Annotated in this window: 17 protein-coding genes; 9 read left to right on the top strand and 8 right to left on the bottom strand. The window is 38.1% G+C overall.

From position 1 onward, the window contains the following. Positions 1-58 precede the first annotated feature (58 nt). The 4 genes from ftsZ to BKG94_RS00270 all read left to right on the top strand — a co-directional run bounded on the left by ftsZ (position 59) and on the right by BKG94_RS00270 (position 5231). On the top strand, positions 59-1360 hold the full coding sequence (ftsZ, locus tag BKG94_RS00285; RefSeq protein ID WP_077433090.1) for a cell division protein FtsZ: 1302 nt from the start codon (positions 59-61) through the stop codon (positions 1358-1360). Between the two features lie 39 nt (positions 1361-1399). Further along, a complete protein-coding gene (gene lpxC / locus BKG94_RS00280) occupies positions 1400-2317 on the top strand; it encodes a UDP-3-O-acyl-N-acetylglucosamine deacetylase (protein WP_077433275.1) in 918 nt (305 codons plus the stop codon). Positions 2318-2415: 98 nt separating this feature from the next. Next, a complete protein-coding gene (gene ushA, locus BKG94_RS00275) occupies positions 2416-4065 on the top strand; it encodes a bifunctional UDP-sugar hydrolase/5'-nucleotidase UshA (protein ID WP_077433088.1) in 1650 nt (549 codons plus the stop codon). A gap of 8 nt (positions 4066-4073) precedes the next feature. Continuing rightward, a complete protein-coding gene (locus tag BKG94_RS00270) occupies positions 4074-5231 on the top strand; it encodes a chorismate mutase (RefSeq protein ID WP_077433086.1) in 1158 nt (385 codons plus the stop codon). A 117-nt stretch (positions 5232-5348) separates the two neighbouring features. Here BKG94_RS00270 and uxuA read toward each other — a convergent pair whose 3' ends face one another. Genes uxuA through BKG94_RS00245 form a run of 5 tightly spaced genes read right to left on the bottom strand, consistent with a single transcriptional unit; the run spans position 5349 to position 11544 of the window. Then, positions 5349-6533 (bottom strand): mannonate dehydratase, encoded by a 1185-nt coding sequence (gene uxuA, locus BKG94_RS00265; RefSeq protein ID WP_077433084.1) that lies wholly within the window; start codon positions 6531-6533, stop codon positions 5349-5351. A 21-nt stretch (positions 6534-6554) separates the two neighbouring features. After that, positions 6555-7310, bottom strand: coding sequence for an FCD domain-containing protein (locus BKG94_RS00260; protein ID WP_077433082.1), 756 nt, complete (start codon positions 7308-7310; stop codon positions 6555-6557). 15 nt (positions 7311-7325) lie between these two features. After that, the gene (locus BKG94_RS00255) at positions 7326-9701 is read right to left on the bottom strand and encodes a glycoside hydrolase family 31 protein (protein WP_077433080.1); all 2376 of its coding nucleotides are present in this window, start codon (positions 9699-9701) and stop codon (positions 7326-7328) included. 21 nt (positions 9702-9722) lie between these two features. Next, positions 9723-11024 (bottom strand): TRAP transporter large permease, encoded by a 1302-nt coding sequence (locus tag BKG94_RS00250; RefSeq protein WP_077433078.1) that lies wholly within the window; start codon positions 11022-11024, stop codon positions 9723-9725. Between the two features lies 1 nt (position 11025). After that, positions 11026-11544 (bottom strand): TRAP transporter small permease, encoded by a 519-nt coding sequence (locus BKG94_RS00245; RefSeq protein ID WP_077433076.1) that lies wholly within the window; start codon positions 11542-11544, stop codon positions 11026-11028. Between the two features lie 211 nt (positions 11545-11755). Here BKG94_RS00245 and BKG94_RS00240 point away from each other — a divergent pair, with 211 nt between their 5' ends. The 5 genes from BKG94_RS00240 to BKG94_RS00220 are packed head-to-tail and all read left to right on the top strand — an operon-like array spanning position 11756 to position 16667. After that, a complete protein-coding gene (locus BKG94_RS00240) occupies positions 11756-12748 on the top strand; it encodes a TRAP transporter substrate-binding protein (RefSeq protein ID WP_077433074.1) in 993 nt (330 codons plus the stop codon). 55 nt (positions 12749-12803) lie between these two features. Then, the gene (locus tag BKG94_RS00235) at positions 12804-13748 is read left to right on the top strand and encodes a sugar kinase (protein ID WP_077433072.1); all 945 of its coding nucleotides are present in this window, start codon (positions 12804-12806) and stop codon (positions 13746-13748) included. Positions 13749-13760: 12 nt separating this feature from the next. Beyond that, positions 13761-14606, top strand: coding sequence for an SDR family oxidoreductase (locus BKG94_RS00230; protein ID WP_077433070.1), 846 nt, complete (start codon positions 13761-13763; stop codon positions 14604-14606). Between the two features lie 9 nt (positions 14607-14615). Continuing rightward, entirely contained in the window at positions 14616-16019 is a 1404-nt protein-coding gene (gene uxaC, locus BKG94_RS00225; protein ID WP_077433068.1) for a glucuronate isomerase, read from the top strand. A gap of 9 nt (positions 16020-16028) precedes the next feature. Further along, a complete protein-coding gene (locus BKG94_RS00220; protein WP_077433066.1) occupies positions 16029-16667 on the top strand; it encodes a bifunctional 4-hydroxy-2-oxoglutarate aldolase/2-dehydro-3-deoxy-phosphogluconate aldolase in 639 nt (212 codons plus the stop codon). Between the two features lie 63 nt (positions 16668-16730). Here the strand turns inward: BKG94_RS00220 and BKG94_RS00215 are convergent, their stop codons facing one another. The 3 genes from BKG94_RS00215 to BKG94_RS00205 all read right to left on the bottom strand — a co-directional run bounded on the left by BKG94_RS00215 (position 16731) and on the right by BKG94_RS00205 (position 19456). After that, positions 16731-17057 (bottom strand): zinc ribbon domain-containing protein YjdM, encoded by a 327-nt coding sequence (locus tag BKG94_RS00215; RefSeq protein WP_077433064.1) that lies wholly within the window; start codon positions 17055-17057, stop codon positions 16731-16733. Between the two features lie 264 nt (positions 17058-17321). Beyond that, on the bottom strand, positions 17322-18023 hold the full coding sequence (locus BKG94_RS00210; RefSeq protein ID WP_077433062.1) for a LutC/YkgG family protein: 702 nt from the start codon (positions 18021-18023) through the stop codon (positions 17322-17324). A 23-nt stretch (positions 18024-18046) separates the two neighbouring features. Further along, entirely contained in the window at positions 18047-19456 is a 1410-nt protein-coding gene (locus tag BKG94_RS00205) for a LutB/LldF family L-lactate oxidation iron-sulfur protein (RefSeq protein ID WP_077433060.1), read from the bottom strand. Position 19457: the final 1 nt, after the last annotated feature.

Raw genomic sequence — 19457 nt, 5'->3', positions numbered from 1 at the left:
CGAGACAATTTAACTTTATTAATATGCTAGCAGAGTATTAGCAGAACGGAGAACGCAAATGTTATACCCAGATTATGGTGATTTTGAAGAACAATCAGGTGCACTGATTAAGGTTGTCGGTGTTGGCGGCGGCGGCGGTAATGCTGTAAACCATATGGTTGCCAATATGATTAAGCAAGACATTGGCGGTATTTTTCTTGGTGAGAATACTCTTGATAGCGAAGAACATGGAAAAATTATTTTCTATGCGGTAAATACCGACGCACAAGCATTACGGAAAAGCCAAGTTCAACAAACTGTGCAAATTGGCGGTGCGACCACAAAAGGTCTTGGTGCCGGCGCAAATCCTAATGTGGGTCGTAAGGCTGCAGAAGACGATCAAGAAGAAATCCGTAAAATGCTTGAGGGTGCCGATATGGTCTTTATTGCTGCCGGTATGGGTGGCGGTACCGGTACCGGTGCGGCTCCTATTGTTGCTAAAGTCGCAAAAGAATTGGGTATTTTAACCGTTGCCGTTGTTACTAAGCCATTCGTTTTTGAGGGTAAAAAGCGTATGCAATTCGCTGAATTAGGGATTAAAGATCTTGCTCAATATGTTGATTCAATGATCATTATTCCTAATCAGCAAATTCAAAAAGTTCTCCCTAAAAATGCGACACTAATTGATGCATTTGCTGCAGCAAATGATGTGTTACGTAACTCTGTTATGGGTATTTCAGATATGATTACCTCGCCTGGCATGATTAATGTTGACTTTGCTGATGTGAGAACAGTTATGTCAGAGATGGGGCAAGCGATGATTGGCTTTGGGGCTGCACAAGGAGCTTCTGGTGAAGGTCGAGCTGAAGAAGCAGTGAGAATTGCGGTTCGCAATGATTTACTTGAAAAAGTTGATTTGACTGATGCGAAAGGCATCTTAGTAAATATCTCTGCGGGTATGGATCTTACTCTAGAGGAATTCACTGTTGTTAATGAAACGATTAGCAGTTTTGCTTCAGATGATGCAACTATTGTTATAGGTACAACTTTAGATACCAATATGTCCGATGAAATTCGTGTCACTATCGTTGCAACTGGTTTGGGGAGTAATGATGTGTCTGAAACAACTATTCAGATACAAAAAACGGCTCAATCATTATCACCGCTTCATCAACCGGTAGATGGAAATTCGCACGTAATTCCATTAAGAACGCAAGAGCAACAAACTATTACAACATTTAAACAGCCTGAGCCGATACGTTCTCCAGAGCGAAATCTGCAACCAACAGATTATCGTGGCGGGTTGGAAAGACCAATTACTGAACGTCTATCTTCTTTTAAAAAGTTTGATCCAAACGAAATAGATCAAAATGATAAGTAACAAATAAAATCTTGTTGTGAAACAATAAGGTAGAAAATGATGATTAAACAAAGAACATTAAAACAAAGTGTTAAAGTAACCGGTATTGGTTTGCATAGCGGCAAAAAGGTGACTCTAACATTACGTCCCGCAATGCCAAATACCGGTGTAATTTATTGTCGTACCGATTTAAATCCGCCGGTAACATTCCCGGCAAATGCGGATTCTGTACGTGATACTATGCTTTGTACTGCACTTGTCAATGAGCAGGGCGTTCGTGTTTCAACAGTTGAACACTTAAATGCTGCATTGGCTGGACTTGGTATTGATAATATCATTATTGAAGTAGATGCCCCTGAAATTCCAATTATGGACGGTAGTTCCAGTCCATTTATTTATTTATTATTGGATGCAGGTATCGAAGAACAAAATGCACCGAAGAAATTTATTCGTATCAAACAAAAAGTACGGGTAGAAGATGGCGATAAATGGGCTGAATTTACCCCTTACAATGGTTTTCGTTTAGATTTCACTATTGATTTTGAGCATCCTGCAATTGGTAAAAATGTACGCAACTATGTGATGGATTTTTCTGCCCAAGCATTTGTTCATCAAATTAGTCGTGCGAGAACCTTTGGTTTTATGAAAGATATTGAATATCTTCAATCCCAAGGTTTGGCGCTTGGTGGTAGTTTGGATAATGCAATCGTATTGGATGATTACCGTATTTTAAACGAAGAGGGATTACGTTTTAAAGACGAGTTGGTTCGCCATAAAATGTTAGATGCCATCGGGGATCTTTATATAGCTGGTTATAATATCATTGGTGATTTCAAAGCCTATAAATCAGGTCATGGTCTAAATAATAAACTGCTTAGAGCGGTAATTGCAAATCAGGAAGCCTGGGAATTTGTTACCTTTGAGGATAAGGAGCAAGCACCACATGGATATGTGACACCTGCCCAAGTGTTGATTTAATTGTTTTCGGCTAAAAAGCTATATTTCCTTAAAAGAAGTATAGCTTTTTTATTTTTGTTTGCTCTATAAAGAGCGGTTAATTTAGGATGAGTTTTTTCATGAAAAAATTATTCACAGTTTTACCTTTAGTTTTAACAACATCTGCTGTAATGGCATATGAGCAGGATAAAACTTATCATTTCACACTTCTTCACACTAATGACACTCATGGGCATTTCTGGCCTAATAATAAAGGTGAATATGGCTTCCCAGCACAAAAAACAATTATTAACCGAGTGAAAGCCGAGGTAGAAAAGAAGGGTGGCTCGGTTATTTTACTCAATGCTGGTGATTTCAATACTGGTGTTCCTGAATCTGATATGCAAAATGCCGAGCCGGATATCCAAGCGATGAATGCTATGGGCTATGAGGCGACAGTATTAGGAAATCACGAATTTGATAATCCACTACAAATGCTTGCTATGCAAGAGTCTTGGGCTAACTTTCCATTTTTATCGGCTAATGTGTTAAACAAGAAAACGAATCAACCTCTTGTTAAACCTTATATCGTCTTAGATAAACAAGGGTTAAAAATTGCTGTTGTTGGGTTAACGACAGAGGATACGGCAAAACTTGGTAACCCTGAATATACAGGTAATGTGGTATTTAAAGATCCGACGGAATCCGCAAAGGAAACATTAAAAGCGTTAAATGAAAAGGAAAACCCGGATGTAAAAATTGCATTAACTCACATGGGATATTATTACGATGCACAATATGGCTCCAATGCCCCGGGTGATGTATCGCTTGCTCGCAATTTAGATAAGGGTGCATTTGATATGATTGTAGGCGGGCATAGCCACGATCCGGTTTGTGTGGATGAAAAAGGTGTATGGATTAAAGATTATAAACCAACAGATCCTTGCAAGCCGGACTATCAAAATGGTACTTGGATTATGCAGGCTTATGAGTGGGGAAAATATGTCGGACGTGCGGATTTTGAATTTAAAAATGGAGACTTAAAACTTGTCAGTTATGAGTTAATTCCGGTGAATTTGAAGAAGAAAGTAACAAAAGAAGATGGCAAAACAGAATATGTTAATTATGGTGAAGTCATTCCTCAGGATCCGGAAATGGAAAAATTGTTAAGGGTTTACCAAAATAAAGGGGATGAATTATTGGGGCGTGAGCTGGGAGAATTAAAAGGCAAACTAGAAGGGGCACGTGATGTTATTCGTTTCAAACAAACTAACCTTGGCCATTTAATAGCAGAAGCGCAGCGTGAACGTGCCGGCGCAGATATTGGTATCATGAATTCGGGTGGGATTCGCGACTCTATTCAGCCGGGTAAAGTAACTTATCGCGATATTTTAAAAGTGCATCCATTTGGTAACATTGTGAGCTATGTGGATTTAACAGGTAAAGAATTACTTGATTATTTGAATGTTGTTGCATTAAAAGAAGTTGATTCAGGTGCTTATGCTCAATATTCCGGTATTTCTATGGTGGTAAATAAGGCTGCTCAAAAAGTAGAAAATGTGAAAATTCAAGGTAAACCGTTAGATTTAACGAAAACTTATCGTGTTTCTTTACCAAGTTATAATGCCGCGGGTGGTGATGGTTACCCTGTTGTAACGAAAAATCCTACATTCTTAAATACAGGCTTTATTGATGCTGAAGTGCTCGCTAAATATATTTGGAAACATTCACAAAAGGCGCCGTTTGATGCATCAAAATATGATCCAAAAGATGCCGTGACTTTTAAATAAGGATGATTATGGCTTTAGAATTATCTGAAATACGACAGCAAATTACACAACTGGATCGAAACCTTTTGAAGTTGCTTTCTGAACGTCATCGGTTAGCTTTTGATGTGGCGCGAAGTAAAGAAATTACACAGAAAGCCCTGAGAGATACAGAGCGTGAGCAACAAATTTTAAAAGAACTTATACAATTTGCGGAAAATGAAAATTATCAGCTTGAACCTCAGTATATTACCTCAATTTTCCAAAAGATTATTGAGGATTCCGTATTAACTCAGCAAGTATATTTACAAAATAGATTGAATGAGCAACGCAGTCAAAATTTGCATATCGCTTTTCTGGGTAAGCGAGGTTCTTATTCTAATTTAGCTGCGCGTAGTTATGCTGCTCGTTATCAAAAGCAGTTTATAGAACTCGGTTGCCAGTCATTTGAGCAAGTGTTTGAAAAAGTGAAAAATGGTGAAGCGGATGTCGGCATTCTTCCTTTAGAAAATACCACATCAGGGGCGATTAATGAGGTCTATGATTTGCTTCAACATACGGATCTCTCTCTTGTTGGTGAGCTTGCGTACCCGATTAAACATTGTGTTTTGGTGAACGATGCAACAGATTTGAGTCAAATTGATACTTTATATAGCCATCCACAAGTGATTCAGCAATGTAGCCAGTTTATTCATAGCTTGGATCGTGTTCATATTGAATATTGCGAGAGCAGTTCACATGCGATGCAGTTGGTGTCAAGTTTGAATAAACCAAATATTGCTGCATTGGGTAATGAAGACGGTGGAAAGCTATATGGCCTAAGTGTGTTAAAAACGAATATTGCGAATCAAGAAAATAATATTACCCGCTTTATTGTCGTATCAAGGGAAGCGCACGAAATTTCCCCACAAATTCACACTAAAACCTTATTGTTGATGACTACTCCACAACAAGCAGGTTCTTTGGCTGATGCGCTTTTGATATTTAAAAAATATCAAATTAATATGACAAAGCTTGAATCTCGTCCTATTTACGGTAAACCTTGGGAAGAAATGTTTTATTTGGAAATTGAAGCCAATATTCATCATCCGGATACTCAAGAAGCATTGGACGATTTGAAAAAACATAGTAATTACTTAAAAATTTTAGGTTGCTATCCAAGCGAAATCGTAAAACCCGTGAATATTTAAGAAAAAGAGCGGTCGTAAAAATCAGTATTTTTATGACCGCCTTTTTTATATATTTTCCTTTTAAAGGGATAGTAAATGTAACGATAAGGAGAAAAATTGTCCCTACCCTTGATGAATTTATTTATTAAAATAAACTTTCTTTAACGCCATCTCTAGCCCACGAAATTCGGCTAAACCTTTTAATCGACCAATCGCAGAATAGCCTGGATTGGTTTTTTTATGTAAATCATCAAGCATTTGATGACCGTGATCCGGGCGCATTGGAATTAAACGGGTTTCACCTTTGTCTAATCGACGATATTCTTCGCTTAACAACGCTTTCACTACATTAAACATATCCACGTCCCCCTCTAGGTGAGCGGCCTCATGGAAACTGAGAGGATTATCCTCACGTTGAGTCGAGCGTAAATGAGCAAAATAAATTCTATCGGCAAATTGTTCCGTCATTTTCACTAAATCATTATCAGAACGCACGCCATAGGATCCGGTACACATCGTGAAACCATTGGCAGGTAAAGGTTGGGTTTCTACAAACCATTGCATATCTTCAATAGTTGATACGATTCGTGGTAAACCTAAAATCGGGCGAGGCGGATCATCCGGATGAATCGCCATTCTAATACCAACTTCTTGTGCAACCGGCACGATCTCATTTAAAAAATAAGCCAAGTGGGTGCGGAATTTTTCAGGAGAAATATCTTTATAACGATCTAACTGGCTTTGAAATTCATCCAATGTGTAGCCTTCTTCCGCACCGGGAAGCCCTGCGATAATATTTCGGGTAAGCTGCTGGATTTCTGCATCTGTCATTTGATCGTAGTAGGCTTTTGCTGCGGTGATTTCTTCTTGGTTATAAATACTTTCAGCCCCTGGGCGTTTTAGAATATGAAGCTCAAATGCGGCAAAGGCAATATGATCGAAACGTAGGGCCTTTGAACCATCCGGCAATTCATAAGCCAAATCTGTTCTTGTCCAATCCAAAACCGGCATAAAATTGTAACAAACCGTATCAATGCCACATTGTGATAAATTACGTAAAGTCTGTTTGTAATTATCAATCCATTGTTGATATCTTCCGGTTTGGGTTTTGATTTCTTCATGAACCGGTACACTCTCTACAACAGACCAAGTTAAGCCTGCATTTTCTATTTCAGATTTACGTTTTTCAATTTCTTCAATACTCCAAACTTCACCATTAGGAATGTGATGAAGTGCGGTCACAATACCGGTTGCTCCGGCTTGTCGAATATCGGATAAAGAAACCGGATCTTTTGGTCCATACCAACGCCATGCTTGTTCCATTTTTAAACTCCTCTCATATTTTTAACGATCGACAACAATAGGGCTCATATTAAACAAATAACCGTCAAAATTCGGATCATCTACATCTGATAATTCAAAAAGTTTTTGTTTAACATTTTCTAAATGTTGCCACATTGCTTTTTTTGCCATTGCAGGATCTTTTCTCTGCAAAGCCGTAATAATATTCTCATGATCTTGCAACCAGAGATGGCGATAGCTTTGATTTGGAATGTGAAGATGAAGTCCTTTCCACATTTGGCTATTTGTACGAAGATCCCACAGTGCTTTTTGCATCTGTAGGATGACTTCGTTTTGAGTAATTTCTGCTATGGTGCGATGAAAATCTTCATCTGCAACATAATCTTCATCGCCTTTTTCAAGGGTGCTTCGTTCTCTCGCCAGAATCTCTTTTAGTTTAGTAATATCGGAGCGTGTCGCTTGTAGTGCAGCAAATTCGGCAATACTACTTTCTAATAATTGGCGAGCTTGTAAAAGTTCAAAAGGCCCTACATCTACATTATCCAAAAATTCATCATTGCTTGCTGCCCGTTGTGGTAATGCAATCACGTACACCCCAGAGCCTTTACGAACTTCAACGAGGTTCTCCAATTCAAGCATAATGATAGCTTCTCGAATGACTGTACGGCTTACATCAAAATAATCGGCTAAATCACGTTCGGCAGGTAATTTATCGCCTATTTGATATTGGTGATTATTTAGTTGTTCTTTCAGTTCATTTCCTATTTTTTTATAGGAACGTAAGTCATCGACGTTCATAAGTTTTTCCTAATGTTAATCTAATAAACTCAATTTGTAGTTTGGATTCGTTACCTGACCATTAATGATTAATTTTCGATATTCTTTTTCAGGAAGACGAAAATTAATCTCATGATATTTTGGTAAATAATCACCAGATTTCTCTAAAGTGAGTTCTATTGTTTGATTAGTACATTTCAGATGAATATCTAGTTTCAAGAATTTACCTTTTAAATAGTCGAAACTTTCACCATCATCATCAAAAATAGTGATATTTCTCTCTCCTTGATGAATAAAAGGCATAATTAATAATTCTCGATAATAATCAGATAATGTATTTTTGTGACCTTTTCTTGCCATTGGAATGACACTTCCCGCTCTTAAAAATAATGGAATTCTTTCTAATGGCGCATCAGCTGTGATTTTTTCGCCGCCATTAAACCATTTATGCGTGTAAAAGTCATACCAGCCGGCAAAATTTTGTGGTAAATACACATTACGTATTCTTTGATTAGGTTCAACTACAGACGCAACCAATAAATCTTCACCAAAGAGATAGTCATCATTTTCTTCAAAGGTATTTATATCATGCTCATGGTCAAGAAATGTTGGGCGCAGCATCGGCTCATAATCATGATGTGCTTTCCATAAGGCATTGTACAAATAAGGCATTAAAGAATAGCGTAATTGGATTGCATCACGAATAATATTTGTGACTTCAGGGTACATCCATGGCTCGTTCACTGTTTTGTCATCGTTCCAAGAATGAATTGTGAAACGAGGATGCATCACACCGTTTTGAACCCATCGTACAAATAATTCCGGATCAGGTTTGTTACCCGAAAAACCACCAACATCATGACCCACGTTGTAAAGCGCAGAAAGACTCATACCTAGTCCCATTTTGATGTTATAACGCAGGGTATTCCAACTTGTGCGATTATCTCCTGACCAAGTTTGTACATAGCGATTCATACCCGGAGATCCAGAGCGTGAAATCAAGTATGGACGTTTATTAGGGGCGTGTTCTAACTGTGCCTCGTAAGATGATTTCATCATCAATAACGGTTGTAATGGGCGTAATAATTTAACAGGCATACCTTTTCCAAAGTAATGGCATCTCGCATAGTTATCCCATATTTCAAATTCGTTATTATCATTCCAAGTTGAATCAATACCATAATCGAGCAGTTGTTTTTTTACATTATTTTTCCACCAATTGACGGTATTCATATTTGTAAAATCTAAATGGGATCCCTCGTCATCCCAAAACATCGATCTTTCTGGACGTTCGGATTCGGAATCTTTAATAAATAGTCCCAAGTTCTCTACTTCTTGATAACGTGGATGATCCTGTAATAAACAAGGCTTAATATTGGCGGCTAATTTCATTCCGGCTTCATGAAAGTACTGTGTCATCTTCTCTGGAGCTGGCACTTTGTCATGATTCCAATTAAAAACATAACGTTTTCCATTAATAGATGTATAACCTGAAGAAAGCTGAAATGAGTCACAAGGAATGGCGTGTTTATCACATAAGTCCACAAATTTCTTCAGCTGTTCTTGAGCATCTGGCGCATCGGTATAATGCATCGTTGAACCGCTATACCCTAAGCTCCATTTCGGTCCAAAAATTGTTCCCCCGGTTAGCTGACAATATTTCTTAGTCACATCTAAAATTTTAGGTCCCAAAATTACGTAATAATCTAGGTTGCCGTCTTCTGCTTTGTAGCTACGATAATACGCATGGTAATTATCAATTTCACTGCCTAAAATAAACCAACAAGGAGCAAGATTATCATAATACAGTCCATAACTTACATCTGGGCTATGAGTAATGTAAAAAGGAATATGTTTATAAAGTGGATCGGTATATTCTGCGTTATATCCCATTGCATCAAGATTACGCATTTCAAAGCGACGACCGTGACGATTTAAATTTCCTGTTTTCTCCCCTAAACCGTAATAATGCTCTTCTATATCTCTCTGTAAATAATGTGAGACTTCCGTACTTGAAATTCCCATTAAATAAGCACCGGTTTTTCTATCGGTAAATAATGGTTTCCACTCACCATTTTGCTTATATTCCCATTCTAAATAAAGAGGTTGATGAAGAGTAACTTTCAAAAGTGCGGTTGATATTTCAAGTGTTTTTTCTGTCTGTTTAATATTGTAATCGGGGCAGGAGAACCCTTCTAACGACCATTTATCACGACCTTGCCAATCTACATCCGATTGATTAGGCGCAATAGCCCAAGTATGGGGAAGTTTAAACTCATTATTTCGTGTAAAAGCGATGCGGAATATATCATTCTCTAATACAAAAATATGAAGTTGAAAACCATGTTCACAAGCAATATCAATACGATGATTGTGATTTTTTATAAACTGCCAATTTTTAATCGTTTTCATATTATTTCCCTAATGCACTATTTAATAACCTAATAAAAGTTGTGGTAAGGCCAAACTTAAAGAAGGTACATAAGTAACCAATAACAGCGTTAAAATAAGCATGAAATAGAATGGAAGTAACGGTTTAATGACTTGATTAATTTTAACACCACCAACAGAGCAACCAATAAATAGTGCGCTACCAACAGGAGGAGTACAAATACCGATAGAAAGGTTGAATGCCATTAATATACCGAAATGCACTGGATCCATGCCTAATTCCGTTACGATAGGGAAAAATATTGGGGTGAAAATCAGTAAAGCCGGTGTCATATCCATGAAAACTCCAACCACGAGTAAAATCATATTAATGATTAAAAGAATAATGATTGGATTATCTGAAATATTTAATAACGCATCACTAATAGTGTAAGGAATATCTGCATTAGCCATTGCCCAAGACATCCCCATAGAGGTGCCGATTAAGAGTAAAACAATAGCAGTGGTAACAACAGAATCCAGAATAATTTTTGGCAGCTCTCTGATTTTTACTTCGCGGTAGAAAACGACTGCAAGAATAAGAGTATAGACAACAGCAAATGCAGAGGCTTCCGTTGCAGTGAAAATCCCTCCAATAATTCCTCCCATAATGACAATGATTAGACCAAGACTTGGTAACGCATCAAGTGTTTTTTTCACGGCTTCAGTGCGGGTTGGTTTTGGTGAAACCGGGTACTTTCTTTTTTTCGCAATGACGGCAATAACAACCATAATTGACAATCCCATTAAAATACCGGGAATATAGCCCGCAAGGAACAATGCACCAATGGATGTACCACCTGAAATTAAGGAATAGACAATAAAGGTATTACTTGGAGGAATCAACAAACCGGTAGGGCAAGAGGCGATATTGACTGCTGCTGAGAACGATGGATCATAGCCCTCTTTCTTTTGCAGTGGGGACATAATTCCCCCCATTGCAGCACCTGATGCAACGGCAGAACCTGAAATTGAACCAAACATCATATTTGCTAACACATTTACGTGTGCAAGTGAGCCGGGTAAACGCCCTCCAATGACTTTTGCAAATTCAATCAAGCGAATTGCAATCCCGCCACGGTTCATTATATTACCGGCCAAAATAAAGAAAGGGATAGCAAGTAAAGAGAAACTGTCTAATCCCGATGCCATTTTTTGTGAAATTACAGCAATAGCGGCATCAAATGGAATAGAGAGCATGATAGTAAGGAGTGAGGCTATACCAATAGAAAATGAAATTGGTACACCAATAAAGAGTAAAACAAAGAAACTTGAACAAAGTACAATAATATTTGACCATTCCATTTTATTCTCCTTGGTGATCTAAAGTCGATAATGAAGTTGCGTTCATATTATGAATGTTGTCGATAATATCTCTGATTAAATAAACCAACATAAAGCATCCACTTAAAGGGATAGCAAGGTAAACAAGCCCCATTTGAATCCCAAGCACCGGTGATATTTGACCGTGACTCATGGTATCCACAACAAGCTTGAATCCTCCATAGCACATAATGATTGCAGCAAATACAATACTGATAAAATTAATGAGAAGTTGTAAACGGTTTTGATTAATTGGTGAGTTTTCTAATTTACTTACTAAGAGATCTATCGCAAGGTGTTTCTTTTGCCCTAATGCATAGGCTGCGCCCATCAATCCTACCCAAATAAAGAGAAAACGAGCGATCTCATCAGTGTAAGTACTAGGAGTGTTAAGGATGTAACGAGATAAAACTTGCCAGACAACACAACATACTAAAAATGAGCTCAAAGCAATACAAAGTGTTGATAAAGCCCAGTTCATCGCAGATATGAATTTATTCATAAGTGGTTCCTCTATTTATCTTTAAGTTAAATTGGTAAACCAATTATGGGTCAAAATCATTTTTCTTCAAGTTTTTTTATTTAAAATCGTGATCTGGATCACCAATTTAGAATAATTGGATTGACCACTTGTTTTTTTTCGGTCTATTATCTTTGCAACATCCGAGCTGTTAGAGGATGCTCTTCAATTTATTATCTATGGGAGATACATTATGCAAATCAAAAAAAATATTCTTTCTTGTGCATTAGTTTTGGCATTGTCTGCCGGAGTGTCGTTTTCAGCCTCAGCAAAAACGGTACTAAAATTAAGTCATAACAATGACAAGACTCATCCTGTACATATCTCAATGCAATATATGGCGGATGAGGTAAAGAAATTGACTAACGGTGAAGTCGTCGTTCGTATTTATCCGAATAGTCAGCTTGGAACACAACGCGAATCAATGGAATTATTACAATCCGGTTCACTTGATATGGCGAAGTCAAATGCAAGTGAATTAGAAGCCTTTGAACCTTCTTATGGTGCATACAATATTCCTTACCTTTTCCATGATGCGGATCATTATTATCGAACACTACTTGATCCTGAAGTAGGACAAAAAATTCTTGATTCATCAAAAGGCAAAGGGTTTATTGGCTTGACCTACTATGATGGTGGTGCTCGTAGTTTTTATGCTGATAAACCTATCAAATCTCCTGCTGATCTTAAAGGCATGAAAATTCGTGTTCAACCAAGTCCAACAGCTGTTGAAATGATGAAATTAATGGGGGCTTCACCAACGCCTTTGGCTTATGGCGAACTCTATACCGCCTTGCAACAAAAAGTGGTAGATGGAGCTGAAAATAACCAAACAGCGTTGACATTAGCTCGTCATGGTGAAGTAGCAAAATATTTTAGTGAAGATGAACATACAATGATTCCGGATGTTCTCGTTATTGGTCAAAAATCTTGGGATAAACTAACACCAGAACAGCAGCAGGCACTTAAAAAAGCAGCGGATGATTCTATGATGTATCACAAAGACTTATGGCAGAAAATGATTGCTGAAACGACCCAAGAAGCGAAAGATAAATTGGGGGTGGAATTTGTGAAAGTGGATAAACAACCATTTATTGATGCAACGAAAAGTATGCATGATGCAGCCAAAGCCAATCCTTTACTTAAAGATTACATAGAACGTATCGATAGCTTAATCAACAAATAATTAAGATGAAAAGGATACGTCCCATCGTATCCTTTCCTTTCTTTTTAGGATCACTATGAAAAAAATTGCATTTATCGGCGAATGTATGATTGAACTGAATGGTAAGCCATTTGGTGAAATGTGGCAAAGTTATGGTGGTGATACGCTAAATTCCGCCACTTATCTAAGTCGAATTAGCGCTCCAAATGATATCCAGGTTCATTATGTTTCCGCATTAGGTACGGATAACTTAAGTTCACAAATGTGTCGTCGTTGGCAAGCAGACCGCATTTATACGAATTGGGTATTAAAATATGAAAATCGTCAACCCGGGCTATACCTTATCCAACTTGATGAACAAGGCGAGCGTACCTTTCTTTATTGGCGTAATCAATCAGCGGCGCACTATATGGTGCAACATCCTGATTTTCATCAAGTTTTAACCGAGCTTCAACAAGTAGATATGATCTATTTGAGCGGTATTTCACTTGCAATCTTACCGAAAAATGACCGCACTTTTTTAATTGAGCAGTTACGAGAATTAACTAAATTAGGTGTGGAAATCGCATTTGATAGCAATTTTCGCCCCAAATTATGGGATTCATTCAAGGATGCCCGGGATTGTTATTCTCAGCTATTACCGCATGTTAGCTTAGCATTGGTTACCTTTGATGATGAACAATTACTATGGGGAGATGACAACGAGCAAGCCACACGAACACGTTTGCATCAAATTGGCATACCAAAAGTAATTGTAAAGAGCGGTCAAAATGGTGCTTATTTTTCAGATTCTCAATCACACCAATATGGACAAGTTATACCTGAAAAGATACGAAATGTTGTTGATACAACATCGGCGGGAGATTCCTTCAACGCTGGATTTTTAAACGGTTATTTACGCAATAAACCGATCAATATTTGTTGTCAGCAAGGTAATCGTGTTGCCGGAATCGTGATTCAACACAAAGGCGCGATTATTGATAAGCACGCCACATCCCATCTTCTATCTGAATTTAATTAACGGAGTATTAATATGAACATTGCAACTAACCATCATCTAGAAAATAAAGTCATAGTCATTACCGGTGCCGGTGGTATATTGTGTGCCTTTCTAGCAAAACAACTCGCTTATACTAAAGCAAATATTGCTCTACTTGATATTAATTTTGAAGCCGCTGACAAAGTTGCACAAGAAATTAACCAATCAGGAGGTCGTGCCAAAGCTTATAAAACAAATGTTTTGGAGCTTGAAAATATTAAGGAAGTACGGGATCAAATTGCGTCTGATTTCGGCACTTGTGACATTTTAATCAATGGTGCAGGTGGTAATAACCCTAAGGCAACGACAGATAATGAGTTTCATCAGTTTAATCTAAATGAAACGACCAAAACTTTTTTTGATCTCGATAAAACAGGGATTGAATTTGTTTTTAACCTCAATTATTTGGGAACATTATTACCTACCCAAGTATTTGCAAAAGATATGCTCGGGAAAAAAGGCGCAAATATTATCAATATTTCCAGTATGAATGCCTTTACACCGCTCACAAAAATCCCTGCTTACTCTGGTGCAAAAGCTGCAATTAGTAATTTCACACAATGGCTTGCTGTCTATTTTTCAAAAGTGGGTATTCGCTGTAATGCTATTGCACCGGGCTTTTTAATCAGCAATCAAAATCGTGCTTTATTATTTGATGCGGAAGGAAAACCTACTGCTCGTGCAAATAAAATTCTGACGAATACTCCAATGGAACGTTTTGGAGAACCGGAAGAATTGCTCGGCGCTTTATTATTCTTGATTGATGATAACTACTCCAGTTTTGTGAATGGTGTTGTTATACCCGTTGATGGCGGGTTCTCTGCTTATAGTGGGGTATAGGAGAATAACATGAAACAATTTATGGACGAAGATTTCCTACTTTCAACAAATACGGCAAAAGTGCTTTATCATGACTATGCCAAATACCAACCTATTTTTGATTATCACTGCCACTTAAATCCAAGGGAAATCGCTGAGAACCGTCAGTTTAAAGATTTGGCTGAAATTTGGTTAGAAGGCGATCACTATAAATGGCGTGCATTGCGTACTGCAGGTATCCCGGAAGAATTGATTACAGGTAAAGCAGAGAATTATCAAAAATATTTAGCTTGGGCAAAAACCGTTCCGCTTTGTATTGGTAATCCGATTTACCATTGGACGCATTTAGAGTTACGTCGTCCTTTCGGTATTACAAATACGCTGTTTAATCCACAAAATGCGGATAAAATCTGGCATCAATGTAATGAAATGTTGCAACAGCCTGAATTTTCAGCCCGTGGCATTATGCAGCAAATGAATGTGAAATTGGCAGGTACAACCGATGATCCTATTGATTCGTTAGAATATCATCAAGCTATCAAAGATGATGACAGTTTTGATATTGATGTTGTACCAAGTTGGCGCCCGGATAAAGTTTTTAAAATTGAATTACCACAATTTAATGATTATTTGCTTCAATTAAGCGAAGTTACTGATGTGGATATTCACACCTTTGCTGACCTACAAAAAGCACTGTTAAAACGATTAGAGTACTTTGACGCACATGGCTGTAAATCAGCTGATCATGGTATAGAAATTGTACGTTTTGCCCCTATTCCTGATGAATCCGTGCTTAATGCAATTCTTCAAAAACGCTTGCAAAATCAACCGCTCTTGGAGGAAGAAATCGCTCAATTCAGCACCGCTATTTTGGTTTGGTTGGCGGCAGAATATTGTAAACGTCAATGGGTGATGCAAATGCATATTGGTGCAATCCGTAATAATAACAGCAGAATGTTTGCTTTACTGGGGGCAGATAGTGGATTTGATTCTATTGGTGACCGCACCTATGCAGAATCACTTTCCCGTTTATTGGATGCAATGGATCGCCAAAATCAACTACCTAAAACTATCCTATACTGCTTAAATCCGCGTGATAACGAGATGATTGCCAGTATGATCGGCAATTTCCAAACCGGTGGCGTTGCAGGAAAAATCCAATTTGGTTCTGGTTGGTGGTTCAATGATCAAAAAGATGGTATGGAGCGTCAGTTACAGCAGCTTTCACAGTTAGGCTTATTAAGTCAATTTGTCGGTATGCTAACCGATTCTCGCAGTTTCTTATCCTATACGCGTCATGAATATTTCCGACGTATTTTATGTGAAATGGTCGGAAAATGGGTAGAGAACGGCGAAGCGCCAAATGATATGCCTTTGTTAAGCAAAATGATTGAAAATATCTGCTTTAATAATGCTAAACATTATTTTAAATAGAGGAAAATTATGTCATACACAACCAATCAAATCATCGAAAAACTCCGTCAGTTTAGGGTTGTTCCTGTGATTGCACTAGACAATGCGGAGGATATTTTACCATTAGCCGATGCCTTGGCTGAAAATGGTTTACCGGTGGCGGAAATTACTTTCCGTTCTGATGCGGCGGCAGAGGCAATTCGTCTATTACGCACGCATAAACCGGATTTTTTAATCGCAGCTGGGACGGTTTTAACCGCTGACCAGGTGGTTTCAGCTAAAAATAGTGGCGCTGATTTTGTAGTCACACCGGGATTTAATCCAAAAATTGTGAAATTATGCCAAGATTTGAATTTTCCCATTACACCCGGAGTGAATAATCCAATGTCCATTGAAGCAGCATTGGAAGTGGGAATTACAGCTGTGAAATTTTTCCCAGCTGAAGCCTCCGGAGGCGTGAAAATGATTAAAGCCCTACTTGGACCTTATGGACAATTACAAATTATGCCAACCGGTGGTATCGGGTTACATAATATTAACGATTATCTCGCTATTCCTAATATCGTAGCTTGTGGCGGTTCTTGGTTTGTGGAGAAACAATTAATCCAGTCAAAAAACTGGGATGAGATTGGACGTTTAGTCAGGGAAGTGATTGATTTAACAAGATAAAATGAGATACCAAAGGAAAAGTGCGGTCATAAAAATTATTGTTTTTTACCGCACTTTTTATCATTATGCCTTTTTCAAAAACTCGGATTTCAACATAATCTTGCCACAATCGACATTATGATCGCCCTTGGCTAAACGGATATTTTTGAATTTTGTGCCTTTTTTCAAAACCTCAGACGAGCCTTTCAATTTGAGATCTTTAATTAAAAGTACATCATCACCGTCTGCAAGTAAGTTACCATTACTGTCTTTCACAATAAGTTGATCATCATCTGTTTCAACGGGTTCTGTGCCATTCCATTCATAGCTGCAGTCCGGACAAACAAAATTGACAGAATCATGATAGACATATTCACTATGGCATTTTGGGCAAGCCGGCATTTGTTCCATTGGTTTTATCCTTTTTTATTTAATCACAATAGGCGTGCAAGTATAGCAAAAATAGGATGTTCACAAAAGTGCGGTTATTTTGGGATAATTTTTTAAAGGAAGTGAGAAGCAACGTTTTGTTGTATCTTTTTGTTTGGCAAATTATATTTTTTGTTAGCTGAAAGCTTATATTGCTGGGGTGGTGCGCATTATATTCACTTGGAGGACTGCACTTATAAAAATATAAAACCAGCTATGAAGCTGGTTTTATTCGTTTAGACAAGTTTAGTTTAAGTCATCGATGACAACATAAATTTGAGAAACCGGGCCGTGGACGCCGACAACTTTGATTAGCTCAATATCTGCAGTAGCACTTGGACCGGAAATAATATTAATGCATGATGGCATACGTTCTCCGGCTAATGCTTTTTCATGAAGAACTTGGGCTAACTGAGCGACACGAGGGAGTACCGCACTTTTACGAATAACGACAATTGATTTTTCAGGTAATAAACTTGTTGAGCGGCCATTTTCCTTAGAGGAAAATAAGACAACGCCGCCTGATTCTGCAAGCCCATATTCACCATGTACGATACCAATATTTGCCTTGGCTGATTTTATGATATTTTCATCACCATTATCATAATCCCACAGGTAACTGTCGAATGTGTTTTTTACAGCGCTAATAATACCTAGATCTTCAAGACGGGAATCATGGTTCAGTACGATACTACCACCACCATATTTTTCACAGACATCTAAGATCGCTTTTGTAACGTTTTCTTCCGTTGTTTCAACGATATCCACTAATAAAACTTTAGCGAAATTCATAAATTCATCACAAAGCTCACTTTGGGATAAATGTGTTAAGCGAGTCAAAGGATAGTCATTTAACGGCTCTTCCATTGGGGTTGGCTCTAGTTGTCGAGCTCTGCCCATTTTATTTGCAAGTTTGTTTAAGAAATTTTCTCTGTTTTCTAAATTCATTGTTATTAATTCCTTTGTCTGAATTATTTCCGTTTTGCAAACCACTCACGGAAACTTTCGCCATCGCTGGTCGGTAAATCACGTGCTTTTGTCCATTCACCTAATGCACCCATTTTAATAGGCGGTTTTCCGTTTTTGATAAACGTACTTATAACTTTTGCCCCTACTTTAACGCCCATATTCCAAATGCTAGGGTGAGAGTTGGCAAATGTGAAGCCTTTAATTTCCAATTGCTCGATTTTTGGCGTAATACCTTGATCTACCATTTTTTCACGATGTTTAAGAATAAGTTGTGCTAATGGAATTTTAACAGGACAAACACTGTTACAAGCATTACAGAGCGAACAAGCGTAAGGTAATTCTTTAAATTCTTTGTAACCACCCAGAAGAGGGGAAATAACCGCTCCTATTGGACCCGGGTAAATTGAACCATAACCATGTCCCCCGATTTGACGATAAGCCGGGCAGGTGTTGAGACAGGCTCCACAGCGAATACAGCGTAAAACTTCTTTAAATTCACTTTCTAAAATGGCCGAACGTCCATTATCGACAATCACTAAATGGAAATCTTCCGGACCATCCGCTTCACCTTCTAGACGAGGGCCGGTGAGCCAAGTATTGTAGGCGGTTAATTTTGCGCCTACGGCACTACGGCAGAGCATTGTGATTAGAACATCAACTTCTTTAAAGGTTGGTGCAATGCGTTCCATCCCCATTACAGCAATATGTGTTTTCGGTACGGTGGTGGCTAAACGTAAGTTTCCTTCATTGGTCACTAAACAAACCGAACCTGTTTCCGGTACAGCAAAATTACAACCTGAAATTCCAATATCTGCCTTTAAGAAATCTTCTCGTAAAACTTTACGGATAAATGCATTCATTTCTTCCGGTTGTTCGCTGCCTTCATAGCCCAATACTTCATGTAACTCTTTACGAATACGGTGGCGATCTTTATGGATAGCTGGTACAACAATATGTGACGGCTTATCGCCAACGATTTGAAGTAAATATTCACCGAGATCTGTTTCAACGACTTTTATTCCCTCGGTTTCTAAAACGGAGTTTAAACCGATTTCTTCTGTTACCATTGATTTTGATTTAACAATGGTTTTGGCTTTTTTCTCTAAGGCAACTTTACGGATATAAGCACTTGCTTCTTCAGCCGTTTCTGCGAAAAAAACATGTCCTCCATTTTGAGTCACTTTTTCACTTAATTGATATAGATAGGCATCTAAATTAGCTAAAACATGATTGCGGAATTGTTTAGACAGATCACGCCATTCTTCCCAATGCCCTAACTCATCAACCATTTTTTGACGGTTAGCACCAATGGTTTCCTGAGCCTTGATTACCGCTTTACGCATGATTTCATTGTGAATCTGTTGTTCGACACGCTCTTTAAAAGGAAGGTTGCTGGTTTGTAAATGGGACATA

This window comes from Rodentibacter ratti, from assembly GCF_002000485.1.
Taxonomy (GTDB): Bacteria; Pseudomonadota; Gammaproteobacteria; order Enterobacterales; family Pasteurellaceae; genus Rodentibacter; species Rodentibacter ratti.
This window is presented reverse-complemented; position numbering and strand designations above follow the sequence as displayed.

Coding starts and splice junctions, on each gene's coding strand:
- BKG94_RS00255 (WP_077433080.1), bottom strand. CDS start 9,701: ATGAAAACGATTAAAAATTGGCAGTTTATAAAAAATCACAATCATCGT.
- ftsZ (WP_077433090.1), top strand. CDS start 59: ATGTTATACCCAGATTATGGTGATTTTGAAGAACAATCAGGTGCACTG.
- uxuA (WP_077433084.1), bottom strand. CDS start 6,533: ATGGAACAAGCATGGCGTTGGTATGGACCAAAAGATCCGGTTTCTTTA.
- lpxC (WP_077433275.1), top strand. CDS start 1,400: ATGATTAAACAAAGAACATTAAAACAAAGTGTTAAAGTAACCGGTATT.
- ushA (WP_077433088.1), top strand. CDS start 2,416: ATGAAAAAATTATTCACAGTTTTACCTTTAGTTTTAACAACATCTGCT.
- BKG94_RS00215 (WP_077433064.1), bottom strand. CDS start 17,057: ATGGAACAAATGCCGGCTTGCCCAAAATGCCATAGTGAATATGTCTAT.
- BKG94_RS00220 (WP_077433066.1), top strand. CDS start 16,029: ATGTCATACACAACCAATCAAATCATCGAAAAACTCCGTCAGTTTAGG.
- BKG94_RS00240 (WP_077433074.1), top strand. CDS start 11,756: ATGCAAATCAAAAAAAATATTCTTTCTTGTGCATTAGTTTTGGCATTG.
- BKG94_RS00235 (WP_077433072.1), top strand. CDS start 12,804: ATGAAAAAAATTGCATTTATCGGCGAATGTATGATTGAACTGAATGGT.
- BKG94_RS00270 (WP_077433086.1), top strand. CDS start 4,074: ATGGCTTTAGAATTATCTGAAATACGACAGCAAATTACACAACTGGAT.
- uxaC (WP_077433068.1), top strand. CDS start 14,616: ATGAAACAATTTATGGACGAAGATTTCCTACTTTCAACAAATACGGCA.
- BKG94_RS00245 (WP_077433076.1), bottom strand. CDS start 11,544: ATGAATAAATTCATATCTGCGATGAACTGGGCTTTATCAACACTTTGT.
- BKG94_RS00210 (WP_077433062.1), bottom strand. CDS start 18,023: ATGAATTTAGAAAACAGAGAAAATTTCTTAAACAAACTTGCAAATAAA.
- BKG94_RS00230 (WP_077433070.1), top strand. CDS start 13,761: ATGAACATTGCAACTAACCATCATCTAGAAAATAAAGTCATAGTCATT.
- BKG94_RS00205 (WP_077433060.1), bottom strand. CDS start 19,456: ATGTCCCATTTACAAACCAGCAACCTTCCTTTTAAAGAGCGTGTCGAA.
- BKG94_RS00260 (WP_077433082.1), bottom strand. CDS start 7,310: ATGAACGTCGATGACTTACGTTCCTATAAAAAAATAGGAAATGAACTG.
- BKG94_RS00250 (WP_077433078.1), bottom strand. CDS start 11,024: ATGGAATGGTCAAATATTATTGTACTTTGTTCAAGTTTCTTTGTTTTA.